The following is a 16548-nucleotide window of genomic DNA, read 5'->3' on the forward strand; positions in this document are numbered from 1 at the left end:
CCCCCCGCCAAGATCGGCGGGGGGCCTTTGCACTGGTGGGCGCGGACGGTTTCGAACCGCCGACATCTGCTTTGTAAGAGCAGCGCTCTACCCCTGAGCTACGCACCCGTGGATGAGTGGACAGCCTACATGCCGGGCACACCCCCCACGCAAACCCGTTCCCGTGGGGGAGAATGGACCGGGGCAGGGCTGGCGCGGACGCGTACGGGAGAGGGATTGTGACGACGGCATCCCGGCGGTGGTTCGGCGGGCGGGACGAGAGTCGGCGGGCGGACGCGCAGGCGGCGAAGGACGCCGCCGCCGCGGCGTTCTACGAGCTGGACACCGCGCAGCGGGATCTGCGGATCTCCATCGAGACGATCGCGGCGGCGGACGGATCGCCCGCCGCGCGGCAGGCGAGCGAGGGGTTCGCCGCGCTCGGGCAGCGGATCGACCAGGTCAGCCACGTGTACATCGACGCGGTCGACGCGCACGACCTCGACCGGCCCGAGCTGGAGGCCTCGGTCGCCGCGCGGGCCCGGGAGCAGCTGACGCGGGCCCGGGACGAGCTGGTGCGGGTCAAGGGGGAGCTGGACCGGTTCGCGCAGGGGCTGCAGCCGCTGCTGGACAAGGCGGAGACGCAGCTGGCGCGGGTCGCGCCGGCGCGGGAGCGGGCGAAGGCGGCGCTGCTGGCGGCGAGTGACGCGCTGGACGCCGTACGGGCCGAGGGGATGCGGGCCGATGACCTGGCGGCGCGGCTCGCGGCGCTGGGGCCGGAGCTGACCAAGCTGAACCAGGGCGCGGCCCTGCACGGGGTGCAGGAGACGGTGCAGCGCGCGGACCGGATCCTGCGGGACGCCGAGGCCATACGGGCCGAGGCCGCGCGGCTCCCGGAGCGGGCGGCGGAGATCGACCGGCGGCTGGTGAGCCTGCGCACGCGCGCGCAGGCGTTGCGCAACCGGGCGGACCGGGTGGATCCGGTCTTGAGCGAGCTGCGGAGGAGGTTCTCGGCCGCGTGCTGGCAGGACCTCCAGCACGTGCCTGACCAGGCGGTACGGGACGTCGCCGAGGCGGAGGACCGGTTGTTCGAGGCCGGCCGGGCGCGGGACGAGCAGCGCTGGGCCGATGTGTCGGCGCTGATCGAGGCGGTTCGTACGTCCCTGGACGCGACCGACGAGGCGGTGTCGGCCGCGCAGGACCGGCTGACGCGGCTGGAGGCGGTGGCGCGGGATCCGCAGACGGAGGTGGACCGGACCCGGTTCGCCATCCGCGACGCCCAGCGCCTGGCGATGGCGGGCCGCAGCGTGCCCGATCCGCGGCACGCGGGGCCGCTGGACCAGGCAGTGGCCCGGGTGGAGCGGGCGCTGGCCGGGCTGGAGGGGAGGCACCCCGACTACTGGCACTTCCTGCGGGAGATGGAGGAGGTGCGGCTCGCGGTGGGCCGGGTGGTGTCGGACATCCGGGACGGCCGCGCCGCCGCCCAGTGAGACGTCGCCCGACAAGTCTCCGTTTCTCGGTTTGTCGCGGGGTGCTCGGCGGCGGATGCTGGAGGTGCCCGGGTTGCCGGGAACGGAGTAGAGGAGGGCGGTATGGCTGCCCACGCTTTCCACTCGTCCCATCGGTCTCGCGCGTTGCGGCGGGAGCGGCGGGCGCCCGTGCCCTTGCCCGACGGGAAGGCTCGCGAGGGTTACGAGGCGCACGCGCTCTACGGGTGCACCGAGCCCCACGAGAACTACGCGCCGTACGTACCCCACGAGCCCTACGAGCCGAGCACGCCGCCGGTCTCCCACCACTGGGTGCAGCGCGCCCTGCACCCGGTCAACGCCAAGCTCGACGATCACCTGCCCGCCGACCACAAGCTCAGCCAGGTCTACCGGGTCGGCGCCGGTCTGACCGGGCTGCTGCTGGTCGTCTTCGGGATCCTGGGGCTCATCGACGAGATCGGGTTCTTCGACACAGGCGGCGACACGGTGCTCGCCCTGAACACCAACGGCGCGCTGAGCGTCCTGTCGATCTGCATCGGCGTGCTGTTGTTCGTCGGAATGGTGATCGGCGGAACCTTCGCGTCCACGCTGAACATCGTGCTCGGGGTGGCGTTCATCCTGAGCGGCTTCGTCAATCTGGCCCTGCTGGACACCGGGTTCAACTTCCTCGCCTTCGAGATCCAGAACGTGCTGTTCAGCTTCGTCGTCGGCGTGATGCTGATGTGGTTCGGGATGTACGGGCGGGTGGGCAGCGCCCTGCCGCACGACAATCCGTACTGGCGCGCCCGACACCCCGAGCAGGCCGCCCGGGAGGAGCGCGTCGCGCACGCTCGTCCCCGAGTCGGAATGTGAGCCGGTCGTCGTGGGTCCGGACGTGAGCCGGTCGTCCTGAGCCGGACGTGGGGGCGTGCAGGACCTAGTCTGTCCGCATGCCTCGATACGAGTTCCGCTGCCGCACCTGTGACGACACCTTTGAGGTCAGCCGACCCATGGCCGAGTCGTCCGCCCCCGCCGACTGTCCCGCGGGGCACGCCGACACCGTCAAGCTGCTCTCCGCCGTGGCCGTCGGCGGAACCAGCAGCGCCCCCGCTCCCGCCATGCGCGGCGGAGGCGGGGGCGGCGGCTGCTGCGGTGGCGGTGGCTGCGGCTGAGCCACCCCGCCCCCTGGGGGGCCTAGCGCTTGCGCGAGAGCGTCAGGCCGTCCGAGATCGCCAGCAGGACCGACTCCATGCGGGTGTCCGCCGAGACGTGGTCGTTGAAGGCGCGGACGCCCGACGCGGCGGCGCTGTGGTCGGACGTGTCGACGACCGTGCCGTGGAACAGGGTGTTGTCCGTGACGATCAGGCCGCCGGTGCGCAGCCTCGGTACGAGTTCCTCCCAGTACGCGATCTGGCTCTGCTTGTCGGCGTCGATGTAGGCCAGGTCGATGTGCGGTTCGGCCGGCATGGCCCGCAGGGTGTCCAGCGCCGGGGCGATCCGCAGGTCGATGCGGTCCGCGACGCCCGCCTGCTCCCAGGCCTCGCGGCCGTACGCCGTCCACTCCTCGGAGACGTCGCAGGCGATGAGCCGGCCGTCCGCGGGGAGGGCCTGCGCCATGGAGAGGCTGGAGAAGCCGGTGAAGGTGCCGATCTCCACGATGTGACGGGCTCCGGTCAGCCTGACGAGGAAGGCCAGCAGCGGCCCCTGCTCCTCCGCGGACTGCATCCCGGCGACATCGGGGAACTTGGCGTACGTCGTCGCCACCAGCCCCCGCTGGACCGCGTCCAGCGGGGGGTTGTGGTCGAGCATGTACTGGTACAGCTCGTCCGTGATCTTGGTCGAATTGCCCTTGGTCATGCGGTCAGTGTCGCAACCGTCCGGCCGAATTCGCGGACGATTTCCTCGCCCGCCTCGACACCGACCGTCGTCAGGGCCGTCACGTTCGGGGCCGTCCACCCCGCGTCCGCCAGTTCTCCGTGCCCCGGCCGCCAGGCCCGGTCCGCCGCGAGCAGCAGGTCCGCGTCCAGCAGCGAGTCGCCGGCGGCGAGGGTGGTCGTGGCGCCGGTGCGGCGGGCCACCTCGCGCATGGCCGCGCTCTTGGTCAGCGGGCGCGGGACGGCGTAGATCTTCCGGCCCTGGAGGGAGATCGTCCAGCCGCGGGCCTCGGCCCACTCCGTCAGCGCCTTCAGCCACTCGTCGGGGACCAGCGCCCGCTCGACGACCAGGTACGCGAACAGGTCCTCCGCCACCCGCGCCTTGCGCAGCCACGCCGGGTCGGCCGCGGCCAGCAGGTGGCCGTGGACCTCCTCCAGCGACGCGCACTCCCGCGCGAGCCGCTGGGCCACCGCCCGCCTCCAGTCCCGGTCGGGCGCCCCGTCGACCAGCAGCTGGCCGCCGTTCGCGCAGATCGCGTACGGGGCGGGGCGGCCGGGGAAGCTGATGCGCTGGTACTGCTTGCGGGTGCGGGTCGTGGTGGGGACGAAGACGACCGCCGGGTCCTCCTTGATTCCCGCCAGCAGCTCGGCCGCCGTCTCCGTCATGTAGGACAGCGGCTTGCTCTCGTGCACCTCGACGCACAGCAGCCGCGGGGCCACCGGGTCGGGCATGCTCAGGGCCAGGGCGGCCGTCGAGTAGATGAGCGTACGGTCGAGATCACTGGCTACGAGGACAGTCACTTCGAGGCCACAGCCTTTCCGTCGGCGCCGGTGGCGCCGCGCGTGTATCGGGGGTGGATGAGTCCCACACACGTGTAGGGGAGCCCGTCCACTTCTTCCACCGGGACCCCGCGCTGCTCGGCGAGCAGCCGTACGTGGTCCAGGTCGGCCCCGGCGCCGCGCTGCGCCAGGATCTTCCACGGAACCCGGCGCAGGAGCACGCGGGTGGTCTCGCCGACGCCCGGCTTGACGAGGTTCACGTCGTGGATGCCGTACTCCTCGCTGATCCGTTCCACCGCCGCCCAGCCTTCCCAGGTCGGGGTGCGGTCGGCCGCCGGCAGCTCCTTGACCTCGTCGTCGACGGCGTCGGCGACCTCGTCGAAGTGGGCGGCGACGGTGTCGACGAAGTCGACGGAGACGTCCGCCCCGGCGAGCTCGCGGTAGTACTTGGCGCCGTGGAAGTCTGCGGGACCGACCAGGTCGGACCTCAGCACCGTACGCGAGATCAGACCGGAGACCGTGGAATTGAGACAGGCGGAGGGGATCAGGAAGTCCTCGCGGGTGCCGTACGTCTCCACGCAGGAACCCGGGTCGGCCAGGACCACGATCTCCGGGTTGAAGCCCTCGAACTCGGCGAGGGCGGCGCGCAGCTCGCGGGTGATGGCGCCCTTGCCCGTCCAGCCGTCCACGAAGACGACGTCGGCCGGGTCGTGGTGGGCGGCCAGCCAGCGCAGGGCGTTGGCGTCGATGCCGCGGCCGCGGACGATGGAGACGGCGTAGTGCGGCAGGTCCAGGCCGTGGCGCGCCCGGGCCCAGCGGCGCATCAGCACGCCGACGGGGGTGCCGGCGCGGGCCAGGGACACCAGGACGGGCGAGGGGGTGCGCTCGGCGAGGACGGTCTCGGTGACCGTGCCGACGGCCTTGGCCATACGGACGGCGGAGGCCTTGAGGGCGCTGCGGTAGAGCTCCTGGTACTGCGGGGACGGCTGGTATTCGACGGGCAGGGACTCGGCGTAGTGCGCGCCGCCCGCCTGGATGGCCTCCTCGCGTTCCTCGGTCGGGGCCTCCAGTTCGACGTCGGAGAAGTCCTGGAGCAGCCAGCCGACGTCCTCGGGGGCGTACGAGGAGAAGGCGGGGCCGCGCAGGGGCTCGGGCATGATCGGCTCCTGCCGGTCGGGTACGCGGTCGGGCGCGTAGGAGGGGACGACGGCCAGGACGACGCGGCCCGTGTGCGGGGCGAGGGCGTCGAGGAGCCCGGTCCGGAGTTCGGGGGTGTCGCCGGCCGAGTCGACGACGGCGACGACGACGTCGAAGCCGGCTCCGGCGACGTTGTAGGCGTACCGGTCGCCGGGACCGTCGGCGGGGGTGTCGTGGGCCGGGAAGACGAGCCGGGTGCGGATGGCGTAGCCGGGGTCGTCGACGGCGAGCACGGGCGAGCGGGTGGTGGTCGAGAAGCGGACCTCCGCGGCCGCGCCGGTGGCCTCCAGGGCCTTGGCGAGGCGCAGGGGCGCGTACATCAGCTCTTCGTTGCCGAGTACGAGGACGCGGCCGGGTCGTTCGCCCAGCGCAGCGGTGAGTTCGCCCGTCATCGCGGGGAGGGCGGCCTCCAGCTCCGCTCGGTGGGCTGCGGTGAAGCCGTGGCGGCCGCCGTCCGGGACGCCCTTGGGCCAGTCGAGGGCGACGCGGGTGATCGGCTGCGGGTCGTCCGCCGGGGCTCCGCTCCTCAAACGCCGGAGGGGCTGCGTTCGCCCTGCGGCCTCGTACTGCTCCACCAGTGCCTGGCCCTTGGCCAGGACTCCCTCCGGGAGGCTGACCGTGCCCGAGGCGAGGGATATGAGGTCCACGCGGGCGCCGAGCTCGGCGGCGAAGGCCGTGAGGCGGTCGCGGTCGGCCGGGGAGCGCATGTCGACCAGGGCCACGACCACGTAGTGGGTGCGCGGGTGGCGGGCGTGCAGGTCGCGGATGGTGTTCAGGACCGTGTTGCCGGTGGAGAACTCGTCGTCCACCAGGACCAGCACCCCGGAGCCCGCGAGCAGCGCGGCGTCCTCCGGCAGCAGCAGGTGCGAGGTGGCGTGCGAGTGGGACTCCTCGAAGCCGCCCGCCGGCTCCACGCCCGGGACGGGACGGCGGGTGGAGTGCAGGTAGGGGGCGGGGCCCAGTCCGTCGGCCACGCAGTGGCCGAGTCCGGTGGCGGTCTCCGCGTAGCCGAGGACCACCGCGGAGGCGGCCGCCTCCTCTCCGAGCAGCGCCCGTACCCGCAGGCCGAGGCCGTACCCGGCGTCGTACACCGTCTTCGGGGACTGCGGGACGTGCTTGCCCAGCACCTGCGAGACCAGCAGGTGCGCGCGCTTGGGGTTGCGCCGCAGGGCGAGCCCGAGGAGTTCACCGAGCCGCGGGCCGGCGGCCGCCTCGCCCACGGCCGCCTCGCCCACGGCCGCCTGGGCCTCCTCGGCGTCCTCCAGGCGTACTCCCAGACGGTCCGCGACCCACGTTCCCGACCACACGCTGTCTATCTTCTTGCCCTTCCTCGTCGTCGGCCTCGTCACCGGCCCGCTCACACCTGGAGCCCGGCCGTGAGGAGGTCGACGAAGCCGACCTCCTCCTTCGCCACACCGAAGACCTCGGCGCGCAGCATGGTGCGCTCGGCCCAGGCCCGGTGGGGCTTCACCTCGTTCATCTTGTTCGTGTAGGCGGAACGCATCACTCCGCCGCCGCCGCACTCGGGGCGCAGGATGTCCTGGGCGTCGCTGAACTCCTCGTGGGAGACCACGGACAGCGCGTGCACGGGCGTGACGTGGGCGGGGTGGATGCAGGTCTTGCCGAGCAGTCCGTTGGCCCGGTCGAGTTCGATCTCGCGCAGCAGCCCGTCCAGGTCGTGCTCGATGAGTGCGGTGCGCAGTTCCTCGACGCCCTCCTCCAGGAAGGGGCTGCGGCGCAGCTGGGGCTTGAAGAGGCGCTGCTGGCTGCGGAAGTACTCCCAGACCGGTCCGGTGACGGTGAAGCCGGTGCCGTCGGCGCGGCTCAGTACGTTCACCACGTCCGCGATGACGCCGGCCACGATCTGGACGTCGTACGCGGTCATGTCGGGGGTGCGGCGCAGGCCGTAGGCGGAGCAGAAGTCGGTGACGCCGAGCCGCAGGGCGAGGACGCGCTCGCGGTGGGCGTTGACGGTGCGGGAGATGCCGGCGAGTGCCTCGATGCGGGTTTCGAGGTGGAGGAGGTCGGGGGTCTCCAGGACGGGCATCGCGTACAGCCGGGGCAGTCCGCTCGCGGCTTCGGCCTCGGCGACGGCGTCGAGGAAGGCGGTGCCGGTGCTCTCGGTGAACTTGGGCAGCACGAATCCGGCCAGGTGCCGCACCGTGCCTCCCAGGCGGCGCACGAGGTCGGGTATCTGCTCGGGGGTGCGGACGCGGACGAAGAGCAGCGGGTGCTCCGCGCCGTCCGGGCCGTCGGCGTCGAGTGCGGCGAACTGCCGGACGAGGTTTTCCTCGGCGCCGAGGACGTCGGCGTCGCTGATGGAATCCTCCAGGCAGAGGACCATGGAGACGACCCCGCGGCCGGCCTGCTTGCGGATGTCCGCGGCGAGGGCGGGGCGGGTCGCCGGGCTGTACAGGGTGGCGCCGAGCGCCGCCGCGAGGATCCGGGCGGGCGAGGCCTTGGTGAACTCCGCGGGCTCCTGGTGGAAGAGGTCCTTACGGACGCTGGGCGATATGTGCCCAAAGTGACGCATGTGCTTCCCCCGTACTGCCTCGGCGGCCCAACTGGCGTGGCCGGTAATAGTACGTACGAACGCGAGTCAAAAATTCCCCAAGCACATGAAATTCAGGTAACCCTCTTGCACCATGCCCACGTCTTTCGATTGAGACAAGGCCTTACGGGGGGCCGCATTGTCGTGCTCCACCCCGGGAAGGCAGGATGACGGGCATGACGCACTCGATGCAGAAGGGCTCGAACATCCCGGTGACCGCGGTGGCGGTCCGGGCGGTGCTGCGCTGGACCGGCGGCCCGGAGGTTCCGGACGTGGACGCTTCCGCGCTGCTCGTGGGCCCCGACGGCCGGGTGCGTTCGGACGAGGACTTCGTCTTCTACAACCAGCCCCGGCACCCCTCCGGCGCCGTCTGGCGGCTCGGCAAGAAGCAGCTCGGCGACGCGATCACCGACGCCGTCCAGGCGGACCTGCGCTCGGTGACCCCGGGCGTGGACCGGATCCTGGTGGTCGCCTCCGCCGAGGACGTGCCGTTCCACCGGGTGCGCGACCTGCGGATCCTGCTCTACGACGCCTCCCCCGGCGGCAGCTCAGATCCGCTGGCCTACTTCGACGTACGGCCCGAGACCGGCGCCGAGACGGCCCTGATGTGCGGGGAGCTGTACCGGCGGGGCGAGGGGTGGAAGTTCCGCGCACTGGGCGAGGGCTACTCCAACGGGCTCGTGGGGCTCGCGACCGACCACGGGATCTCGGTCGACGAGAACGCCGCCGAAGCCGAGGCGCAGCCCGCCGCCGGGCCCACCTCCGAGCAGACCGCCGCGATGGCCCCGCCCACGCAGGCCCCGCCGGCCGTCCAGCCGGCCTACGGGTACCCGCAGCCGGTGTCCCCGGCACCGGTGCCGGGTCCGGGCGGGGACCCGACGTTCCGGCTGCCGGTGCAGGGCCCGCAGTTCATCCGGCGCTGACCCGCCGGGCCGCCCGTGGTGGGGCGCCGGGGCCCTCGTCGGGCCCCGGCGTCAGTTCTTGGCGCTCTTGTAGCCGCGTCCCCACTGGAGCCCCCAGCCGTACAGCCGGTCCAGCTCGGCCTGGAACCCGTAGACGAACTTCACCTCGCGCCGCACGATCAGCTCGCCCTTGACCTTCTCGAAGGACACCACCGCGCAGGAGCGGGCCTCCGGGTGGCGTTCCTCCAGCGCGATCTCGATGCGCGGTCCGGCGCTCGGGAAGAGGGTGACCAGGGCGTGCGTCCGGTCGAACGCCGGGGTCTGGTCGTAGATGTAGACGAAGAACAGCAGCCGCTTGATCTCGTCGGCGTGGTCGAGATTGACGTAGAGGGTCTCGCCCGAGGCCGATCCGAAGCGGTCGTCGCCGCTGAGTTTGACGTACGGCGGGTCGTTGATGTCGCCGAGCAGGTTGCCGAGCGGCTGCACGGCGCCCCGGCTGCCGTCGGTGAGCTCGTAGAGGCAGCCGAGGTCCAGGTCGACGTTGACCATGCCCTGGGTGTGCGCCTGCACCATGTCCGGCTTGAAGAGCTTGAACGGGTGCCTGAAGAGCTGCCCGCTCTGGCCCGAGCGGCCGCCGATGTCCGAGGTGCGCATCCGCCAGGACAGGTTGACGCGCAGATTGCCGTGGACCGCCCCCTGTTTGGTGAGCGACACCGTCGGATGTCGCCTGGTCAGCTCGATCGCGTTCGACGAGGCGTTGCCCGACTGGAACTGGCCGGACCGGCTGCCCAGGATGCCGTCGAAGAATCCCATCCCCTACCCCCCTGATACGTACGGAAGCGGGGCGGCCCGCCGGGTCCGTGGACCCGCCCGGCCGCCCCGCAATGGGAGCGTTCCGCATTACCGCGGAGGTCATGCCTCCACGGCGGAACCCTCCGGTTCCAGTTCCAGCTTCTTGTTGCGTCGCACCGAGGACCAGAAGGACCAGGCGATCAGCACCACGCCGATGAGGCCGGTGATGACCTCGTTGATCTCGTACTGGATGGTGATGAGCAGGAGCACCGCGAGCGCGCCGATGGCGTAGTGCGCGCCGTGCTCCAGGTAGACGTACTCGTCGAGGGTGCCCTGGCGGACCAGGTAGACCGTCAGCGAGCGGACGTACATGGCACCGATGCCGAGGCCGAGGGCCATGAGCACGATGTCGTTGGTGATGGCGAAGGCGCCGATGACCCCGTCGAAGGAGAAGGAGGCGTCGAGGACTTCGAGGTAGAGGAACATGAAGAAGGCGGCCTTGCCGGCCATGGCGACGGCCGAGACGGGCTTGCCGCTCTTCTTCGCCTCCTCCTCGGCCTCGTGCTCGGCCTCCTCCTCTTCCTCGAGCCGGTTCTCGAAGTAGCCGGAGAGGCCGCCGACGATCATGTAGGTGATCAGACCGAGGACACCGGAGACCAGGACGGTCTGCGCCTTGTCCACGTGGACGCCGCCGTGCTGGTGGGCCTGGGTGGCGACGGTCATCGAGGCGACGACCAGGACGATCAGCGCGACGCACGCGGACAGCATGTCGATCTTGCCGAGCTTGGCGAGCGGACGCTCCAGCCAGGCGAGCCACTTGATGTCACGGTCCTCGAAAATGAAGTCGAGGAAGATCATCAGCAGGAACATGCCACCGAACGCGGCAATGGACGGGTGAGCGTCCGTGACCAGCTGCTGGTACTGCTCCTTGTCGTTCAGCGCCAGCTGGACGGCCTCGATGGGACCGATCTTGGCGCTGATGGCAACAATGACGACGGGGAATACCAGTCGCATGCCGAAGACCGCGATGAGCACGCCGACCGTCAGGAAGATCTTCTGCCAGAAGGCATTCATCTTCTTCAGGATTCCGGCGTTGACCACCGCGTTGTCGAAGGACAGCGAGATCTCGAGGATCGTCAGGATCGCCACGATGCCGAAAGCGGTCCACCCCCCGTAGATCACCGCTGCGGCCAGACCGAGCGCAGTGACTGCGAACGACCAGCCGAAGGTTTTCAGAACCACTGGCACCCCATCGTCTTGTACGGCTTTACGAAACGTTGACCCCGAAGTCTAGAGCGATGCCCCGGAGGCCCGACGCGTACCCCTGCCCTACCGCCCGGAACTTCCATTCGCCCCCGTAGCGGTAGACCTCGCCGAAGATCATCGCGGTCTCGCTGGAGGCGTCCTCGGAGAGGTCGTAGCGGGCCAGCTCCTGACCGTCCGCCTGGTTCACCACGCGGATGAAGGCATTGCTGACCTGGCCGAAGCTCTGCCGGCGGACGTCCGCTTCGTGAATGGAGACGGGGAAGACGATCTTGTCCACCATTTCCGGCACCTTGGTGAGGTCGATGATGATCGACTCGTCGTCGCCTTCACCCTCGCCGGTGAGGTTGTCCCCCGTGTGTTCGACGGAGCCGTCGGGGCTCCTGAGGTTGTTGTAGAAGACGAAGTAGTCGTCCCCGAGCACGCGGCCGCTGTTGCACAGCAGCGCGCTGGCGTCGAGGTCGAAGTCGGCTCCCGTGGTGGAGCGCGCGTCCCAACCGAGGCCGATCAGAACCCGGGTGAGGTTCGGTGCGGCCTTGGAGAGAGAGACATTGCCCCCCTTGGCGAGTGTGACGCCCATGTTGTGGTCCTCCCCGGACGACGGTGTGACGGCGGTGCGGTGGCGGCGGTGCGGTGGTGCCGTGGTGACGGTGGTGCCGTGGTGACGGTGATGCGATGGTGACGGTGATGCGATGGCGGTGCCGGGCCGGCGGGTGGTCCGCCGGCGCAAAGCCGGTCCGGCGCCGTACACACAGTGCACGGCGCCGGACGGTGGACTGCTCTCGGGGTCAGACGTTGACGCCGAAGTCCTGCGCGATGCCGCGCAGGCCCGAGGCGTAGCCCTGGCCGATGGCGCGGAACTTCCACTCCGCACCGTTGCGGTAGAGCTCGCCGAAGACCATGGCGGTCTCGGTCGAGGCGTCCTCGGAGAGGTCGTAGCGGGCGAGCTCCGAATTGTCGGCCTGGTTCACGACGCGGATGTACGCGTTGCGGACCTGGCCGAAGCTCTGCTGGCGGGCCTCGGCCTCGTAGATCGAGACGGGGAAGACGATCTTCGCGACGTCGCCCGGGACGCCGGCGAGGTTCACCTTGATCGCCTCGTCGTCGCCCTCGCCCTCACCGGTGGTGTTGTCACCGGTGTGCTCGACCGAGCCGTCGGGGCTCTTCAGGTTGTTGAAGAAGACGAAGTTCGCGTCGGTGGCGACCTTGCCCTGGTCGTTGGTCAGGATCGCGCTCGCGTCGAGGTCGAAGTCGACGCCGGTGGTGGTGCGAGCGTCCCAGCCCAGACCGACGATGACCGCCGTCAGGTTAGGCGCGGCCTTGGTCAGCGAGACGTTGCCGCCCTTGCTGAGGCTGACTCCCACTGGTCCTCCATTGGGTTCTGTGTGGGGCGGTGCCCCGTCGTGCGGTTGCAATCGGATCAACGTTTCGATCCTAGTGACGGGTTCCCGACCCACAGGGGGTTTTTAGAGGCTGTCGAGCGCCTTGATGTACTCGTTCAGGTCACGGGCGTCGGGCAGTCCGTTGACCACGGTCCAGCGCACGACGCCGTCCTTGTCGATGATGAAGGTGCCGCGGACCGCGCAGCCCTTCTCCTCGTCGAAGACTCCGTAGGCGCGGGAGGTCTCGCCGTGCGGCCAGAAGTCCGACAGCAGCGGGTAGTCGAGGCCCTCCTGCTCGCCGAAGACCCGCAGGGTGGGCACGGAGTCGTTGGAGACCGCGAGGAGCTGCACGTCGTCGTTCTGGAAGCGGGGCAGCTGGTCGCGCAGCTCGCACAGCTCGCCCGTGCAGACGCCGGTGAAGGCGAACGGGTAGAAGAGCAGCACCACGGCCTTCTCTCCCCGGAAGTCGGAGAGCCGCACCACCCGGCCGTGGTTGTCCTTGAGCTCGAAGTCCGGGGCCTTGTCGCCGACCTCGATCGCCATCTCTCGCATCCCTTCGTTCCGCATCCCTGCGTTGGGCTGTTCGGGTGAGTCAAAGACTAGGCCCTGGGGCCTCCGGAGCCGGGAACGCACACACCCCGCCGACCGGGGGTCACCTGGTCGGCGGGGTGTGGCTGCGTCTCCGCTCGGCTGCGGGTGCGTCTCAGCGCTTGGTCTTCGCCGCGGTCTTGGGCGTCGCCAGCTTGGTGGAGGTCCACTCCTTGCCGACGGGCAGGCCCTTGGCCAGCGAAAGACCGGCGGTCTCGGCTGCCTCGCTGATGTCGCTGGCCTCGACGTAGCCGTCGCGGCCCGTCTTGGGCGTCAGCAGCAGGATCAGTGCGCCGTCCTCGACCAGCTCGGTCGCGTCGACCAGGGCGTCCGTCAGATCGCCGTCCTCGTCGCGGAACCACAGCAGCACGGCGTCGGCGACGTCGTCGTAGTCCTCGTCGGCAAGCTCATTGACGAGTGCCTCGACGGAATCACGGAATTCCTGATCGACGTCGTCGTCGTAGCCGATCTCCTGGACCACCTGTTCGGACTGGAAACCCAGCCGGGCGGCCAGGCTCTCCGCGTGGTCCGCGGTCGCGCTCACGGGGTGCCTCCTGCTCATGTTCGGTGAATGTCTTCGGCGGCGCGCGTACGCGCAGCATTGGGCGTAGTCCACACGGGAGCGGCGGATCGCGCAAGTACCCGGCCGCCGAGACCGTCGAAACGGTGACGATTGCGGCCGTCTCGCCGCAACTTTCAGCCTTCCCGCATGGGCCTCTGGTGATTCATCCCACACCATTCCAGCTCATTCGGCATTGCATGAGGACTTTCCTACCTGTTTGAGGGACGAACGGCCTTGCGAAGGAGCCGCCCGGTTTGGGCGTAGGGTTGCGATTTGACCGGCTCTGCCGCCGATCCCACCGGCGCCCACCCCTACGTTTCCTGCCGACGCCCGGGGTTACCCGGTGGTACAGATGACGATCTCGGCCGAGAGTAAGACCATGGGAGGCGGCGAACCCCAGTTACGGCCCCAGCACGACTCCCCCGACAGCGAAGGAACAGCGTGGCTTCCGCATCCGATCGCAATCCGATCATCATTGGCGGCCTCCCGAGTCAGGTCCCGGACTTCGATCCGGAGGAGACGCAGGAGTGGCTCGACTCCCTGGACGCAGCGGTCGACGAGCGGGGCCGCGAACGCGCCCGCTACCTCATGTTGCGCCTGATCGAGCGGGCCCGCGAGAAGCGCGTGGCCGTGCCCGAGATGCGCAGCACGGACTACGTCAACACGATCGCCACCAAGGACGAGCCGTTCTTCCCCGGCAACGAGGAGATCGAGCGCAAGGTCCTGAACGCCACCCGCTGGAACGCGGCCGTCATGGTCTCCCGCGCGCAGCGTCCGGGGATCGGCGTCGGCGGTCACATCGCCACGTTCGCCTCCTCCGCCTCTCTCTACGACGTGGGCTTCAACCACTTCTTCCGGGGCAAGGACGAGGGCGACGGCGGCGACCAGATCTTCTTCCAGGGCCACGCCTCCCCCGGCATCTACGCCCGCGCCTACCTCCTGGACCGGCTCACCGAGCAGCAGCTCGACGCGTTCCGTCAGGAGAAGTCGAAGGCCCCTTACGGCCTTTCGAGTTACCCGCACCCGCGGCTGATGCCGGACTTCTGGGAGTTCCCGACGGTCTCGATGGGCCTCGGCCCGCTCGGTGCGATCTACCAGGCCCGGATGAACCGGTACATGGAGGCGCGCGGGATCGCCGACACCTCCAAGTCCCACGTTTGGGCGTATCTCGGCGACGGCGAGATGGACGAGCCGGAGTCGCTCGGCCAGCTGTCGATCGCCGCCCGCGAGGGCCTGGACAACCTGACCTTCGTCGTCAACTGCAACCTGCAGCGCCTCGACGGCCCGGTCCGCGGCAACGGGAAGATCATCCAGGAGCTGGAGTCGCAGTTCCGCGGCGCCGGCTGGAACGTCATCAAGCTGATCTGGGACCGTTCCTGGGACCCGCTGCTGGCCCAGGACCGCGACGGCATCCTGGTCAACAAGATGAACTCCACCCCGGACGGACAGTTCCAGACGTACGCCACCGAATCGGGTGCGTACATCCGTGAGCACTTCTTCGGCGGCGACCAGCGGCTGCGCGCGATGGTCGAGAACATGACCGACTACCAGATCCAGCACCTGGGACGCGGCGGCCACGACCACAAGAAGGTCTACGCGGCCTACGCGGCGGCCAAGGCCCACAAGGGCCAGCCGACGGTGATCCTGGCGCAGACGGTCAAGGGCTGGACGCTCGGCCCGAACTTCGAGGGCCGCAACGCGACGCACCAGATGAAGAAGCTGACGGTCGACGACCTCAAGCGCTTCCGCGACCGCCTGCGCATCCCGATCACGGACCAGCAGCTGGAGAGCGGCGCCCCGCCGTACTACCACCCGGGCCGCAACTCGCCCGAGATCCAGTACATGCACGACCAGCGCAACGCCCACGGCGGCTACGTGCCGACCCGTGTGGTGCGCGCCAAGCCGCTGCAGCTGCCGGACGACAAGACGTACGCGGCCGCCAAGAAGGGCTCGGGCCAGCAGTCGATCGCCACCACGATGGCCTTCGTACGCATCCTGAAGGACCTGATGCGGGACAAGGAGATCGGCAAGCGGTTCGTGCTGATCGCGCCGGACGAGTACCGCACCTTCGGCATGGACGCGTTCTTCCCGAGCGCCAAGATCTACAACCCGCTGGGCCAGCAGTACGAGGCGGTCGACCGCGACCTGCTGCTCGCGTACAAGGAGTCGCCGACCGGCCAGATGCTGCACGACGGCATCTCGGAGGCGGGCTGCACGGCCTCGCTGATCGCCGCGGGTTCGGCGTACGCGACGCACGGCGAGCCGCTGATCCCGGTCTACGTCTTCTACTCGATGTTCGGTTTCCAGCGCACGGGCGACCAGTTCTGGCAGATGGCCGACCAGCTGGCGCGCGGTTTCGTGCTGGGTGCGACCGCGGGCCGGACCACCCTGACGGGTGAGGGCCTCCAGCACGCGGACGGTCACTCCCAGCTGCTGGCCTCGACGAACCCGGGCTGCGTCGCCTACGACCCGGCCTACGGCTACGAGATCGCGCACATCGTCCAGGACGGTCTGCGGCGCATGTACGGGCCCGAGGCCGAGGACGTCTTCTACTACCTGACCGTCTACAACGAGCCGATCCAGCACCCGGCGGAGCCGGCGGACGTCGACGTGGACGGCATCCTCAAGGGCATCCACAAGGTGTCCACGGGCACGGCGGGCGCGATCGGGGCGCAGATCATGGCCTCGGGCGTGGCCGTGCCGTGGGCCCTGGAGGCGCAGCGGCTGCTCGCCGAGGACTGGAACGTCCGGGCGGACGTCTGGTCGGCGACCTCCTGGAACGAGCTGCGCCGCGAGGCCGTCGAGGTGGAGGAGCACAACCTGCTCCACCCGGAGGAGGAGCAGCGCGTCCCGTACGTGACGCGGAAGCTGTCGGGTGCGGAGGGTCCGTTCGTCGCGGTCTCCGACTGGATGCGCTCGGTCCCGGACCAGATCTCGCGGTGGGTGCCCGGCACGTACACCTCGCTGGGCGCGGACGGCTTCGGCTTCGCGGACACGCGCGGTGCGGCGCGGCGCTTCTTCCACATCGACGCGCAGTCGGTGGTCTTGGCGACGCTGACCGAGCTCGCCCGTGACGGGAAGATCGACCGCTCGGTGCTGAAGCAGGCGGTCGACCGGTACCAGCTGCTGGACGTGACGGCGGCGGACCCGGGCGCGGCCGGCGGCGACGCGTAGTTTCACCCTTGCGTGGGGGTGCCGGGACACGTGTCCCGGCA

Annotated in this window: 15 protein-coding genes and 1 tRNA gene; 5 read left to right on the forward strand and 11 right to left on the reverse strand. The window is 70.1% G+C overall.

Annotation, left to right across the window (positions count from 1 at the left end; all coding sequences use genetic code 11):
* Positions 1 to 33: 33 nt before the first annotated feature.
* Positions 34 to 108: transfer RNA gene (locus tag ACFYZL_RS17355), tRNA-Val, on the reverse strand.
* A gap of 65 nt (positions 109 to 173) precedes the next feature.
* Here ACFYZL_RS17355 and ACFYZL_RS17360 point away from each other — a divergent pair.
* The 3 genes from ACFYZL_RS17360 to ACFYZL_RS17370 all read left to right on the forward strand — a co-directional run bounded on the left by ACFYZL_RS17360 (position 174) and on the right by ACFYZL_RS17370 (position 2614).
* Positions 174 to 1466: a hypothetical protein gene (locus tag ACFYZL_RS17360; RefSeq protein ID WP_388679758.1), complete on the forward strand. Its 1293-nt coding sequence runs from the start codon at positions 174 to 176 to the stop codon at positions 1464 to 1466.
* Between the two features lie 309 nt (positions 1467 to 1775).
* A complete protein-coding gene (locus tag ACFYZL_RS17365) occupies positions 1776 to 2315 on the forward strand; it encodes a DUF4383 domain-containing protein (RefSeq protein WP_384746189.1) in 540 nt (179 codons plus the stop codon).
* Positions 2316 to 2392: 77 nt separating this feature from the next.
* Positions 2393 to 2614, forward strand: a complete 222-nt coding sequence (locus ACFYZL_RS17370) for a zinc ribbon domain-containing protein (RefSeq protein WP_376659775.1) — start codon at positions 2393 to 2395, stop codon at positions 2612 to 2614.
* 22 nt (positions 2615 to 2636) lie between these two features.
* Here ACFYZL_RS17370 and ACFYZL_RS17375 read toward each other — a convergent pair whose 3' ends face one another.
* The 4 genes from ACFYZL_RS17375 to ACFYZL_RS17390 are packed head-to-tail and all read right to left on the reverse strand — an operon-like array spanning position 2637 to position 7826.
* A complete protein-coding gene (locus tag ACFYZL_RS17375; RefSeq protein ID WP_388679761.1) occupies positions 2637 to 3299 on the reverse strand; it encodes an O-methyltransferase in 663 nt (220 codons plus the stop codon).
* The gene (locus ACFYZL_RS17380; RefSeq protein ID WP_384746170.1) at positions 3296 to 4117 is read right to left on the reverse strand and encodes an HAD family hydrolase; all 822 of its coding nucleotides are present in this window, start codon (positions 4115 to 4117) and stop codon (positions 3296 to 3298) included. The genes ACFYZL_RS17375 and ACFYZL_RS17380 overlap by 4 nt, the downstream gene beginning before the upstream one ends.
* The gene (locus ACFYZL_RS17385; protein WP_384746169.1) at positions 4114 to 6642 is read right to left on the reverse strand and encodes a phosphoribosyltransferase; all 2529 of its coding nucleotides are present in this window, start codon (positions 6640 to 6642) and stop codon (positions 4114 to 4116) included. Before ACFYZL_RS17385 ends, ACFYZL_RS17380 begins: the two co-directional genes overlap by 4 nt.
* 8 nt (positions 6643 to 6650) lie before the next feature.
* Positions 6651 to 7826 carry an HpcH/HpaI aldolase/citrate lyase family protein gene (locus ACFYZL_RS17390; RefSeq protein WP_388679765.1) on the reverse strand — a complete coding sequence of 392 codons (1176 nt, stop codon included), beginning with the start codon at positions 7824 to 7826 and terminating at the stop codon, positions 6651 to 6653.
* Positions 7827 to 8020: 194 nt separating this feature from the next.
* On the opposite strand from ACFYZL_RS17390, the gene ACFYZL_RS17395 reads away from it, so the two are divergent.
* Positions 8021 to 8767, forward strand: coding sequence for a TerD family protein (locus ACFYZL_RS17395; protein WP_388679768.1), 747 nt, complete (start codon positions 8021 to 8023; stop codon positions 8765 to 8767).
* Positions 8768 to 8818: 51 nt separating this feature from the next.
* Here the strand turns inward: ACFYZL_RS17395 and ACFYZL_RS17400 are convergent, their stop codons facing one another.
* From ACFYZL_RS17400 to ACFYZL_RS17425, 6 genes are all read right to left on the reverse strand, one after another.
* Positions 8819 to 9559, reverse strand: a complete 741-nt coding sequence (locus tag ACFYZL_RS17400; protein ID WP_384579683.1) for a Tellurium resistance — start codon at positions 9557 to 9559, stop codon at positions 8819 to 8821.
* Positions 9560 to 9658: 99 nt separating this feature from the next.
* Entirely contained in the window at positions 9659 to 10780 is a 1122-nt protein-coding gene (locus ACFYZL_RS17405) for a DUF475 domain-containing protein (RefSeq protein WP_384746166.1), read from the reverse strand.
* Positions 10781 to 10805: 25 nt separating this feature from the next.
* A complete protein-coding gene (locus tag ACFYZL_RS17410; protein ID WP_384579681.1) occupies positions 10806 to 11381 on the reverse strand; it encodes a TerD family protein in 576 nt (191 codons plus the stop codon).
* Positions 11382 to 11589: 208 nt separating this feature from the next.
* The gene (locus ACFYZL_RS17415; protein ID WP_384579680.1) at positions 11590 to 12165 is read right to left on the reverse strand and encodes a TerD family protein; all 576 of its coding nucleotides are present in this window, start codon (positions 12163 to 12165) and stop codon (positions 11590 to 11592) included.
* A gap of 102 nt (positions 12166 to 12267) precedes the next feature.
* Complete coding sequence (locus tag ACFYZL_RS17420; protein ID WP_384746165.1) at positions 12268 to 12726, reverse strand: peroxiredoxin; 459 nt, start codon at positions 12724 to 12726, stop codon at positions 12268 to 12270.
* A gap of 160 nt (positions 12727 to 12886) precedes the next feature.
* Positions 12887 to 13315, reverse strand: coding sequence for a DUF3052 domain-containing protein (locus ACFYZL_RS17425; protein WP_384579678.1), 429 nt, complete (start codon positions 13313 to 13315; stop codon positions 12887 to 12889).
* 459 nt (positions 13316 to 13774) lie between these two features.
* Here ACFYZL_RS17425 and aceE point away from each other — a divergent pair, with 459 nt between their 5' ends.
* Positions 13775 to 16507, forward strand: a complete 2733-nt coding sequence (gene aceE / locus ACFYZL_RS17430; RefSeq protein ID WP_384746164.1) for a pyruvate dehydrogenase (acetyl-transferring), homodimeric type — start codon at positions 13775 to 13777, stop codon at positions 16505 to 16507.
* Positions 16508 to 16548 lie beyond the last annotated feature (41 nt).

This window comes from Streptomyces sp. NPDC001717, assembly GCF_042892775.1.
GTDB lineage: Bacteria > Actinomycetota > Actinomycetes > Streptomycetales > Streptomycetaceae > Streptomyces.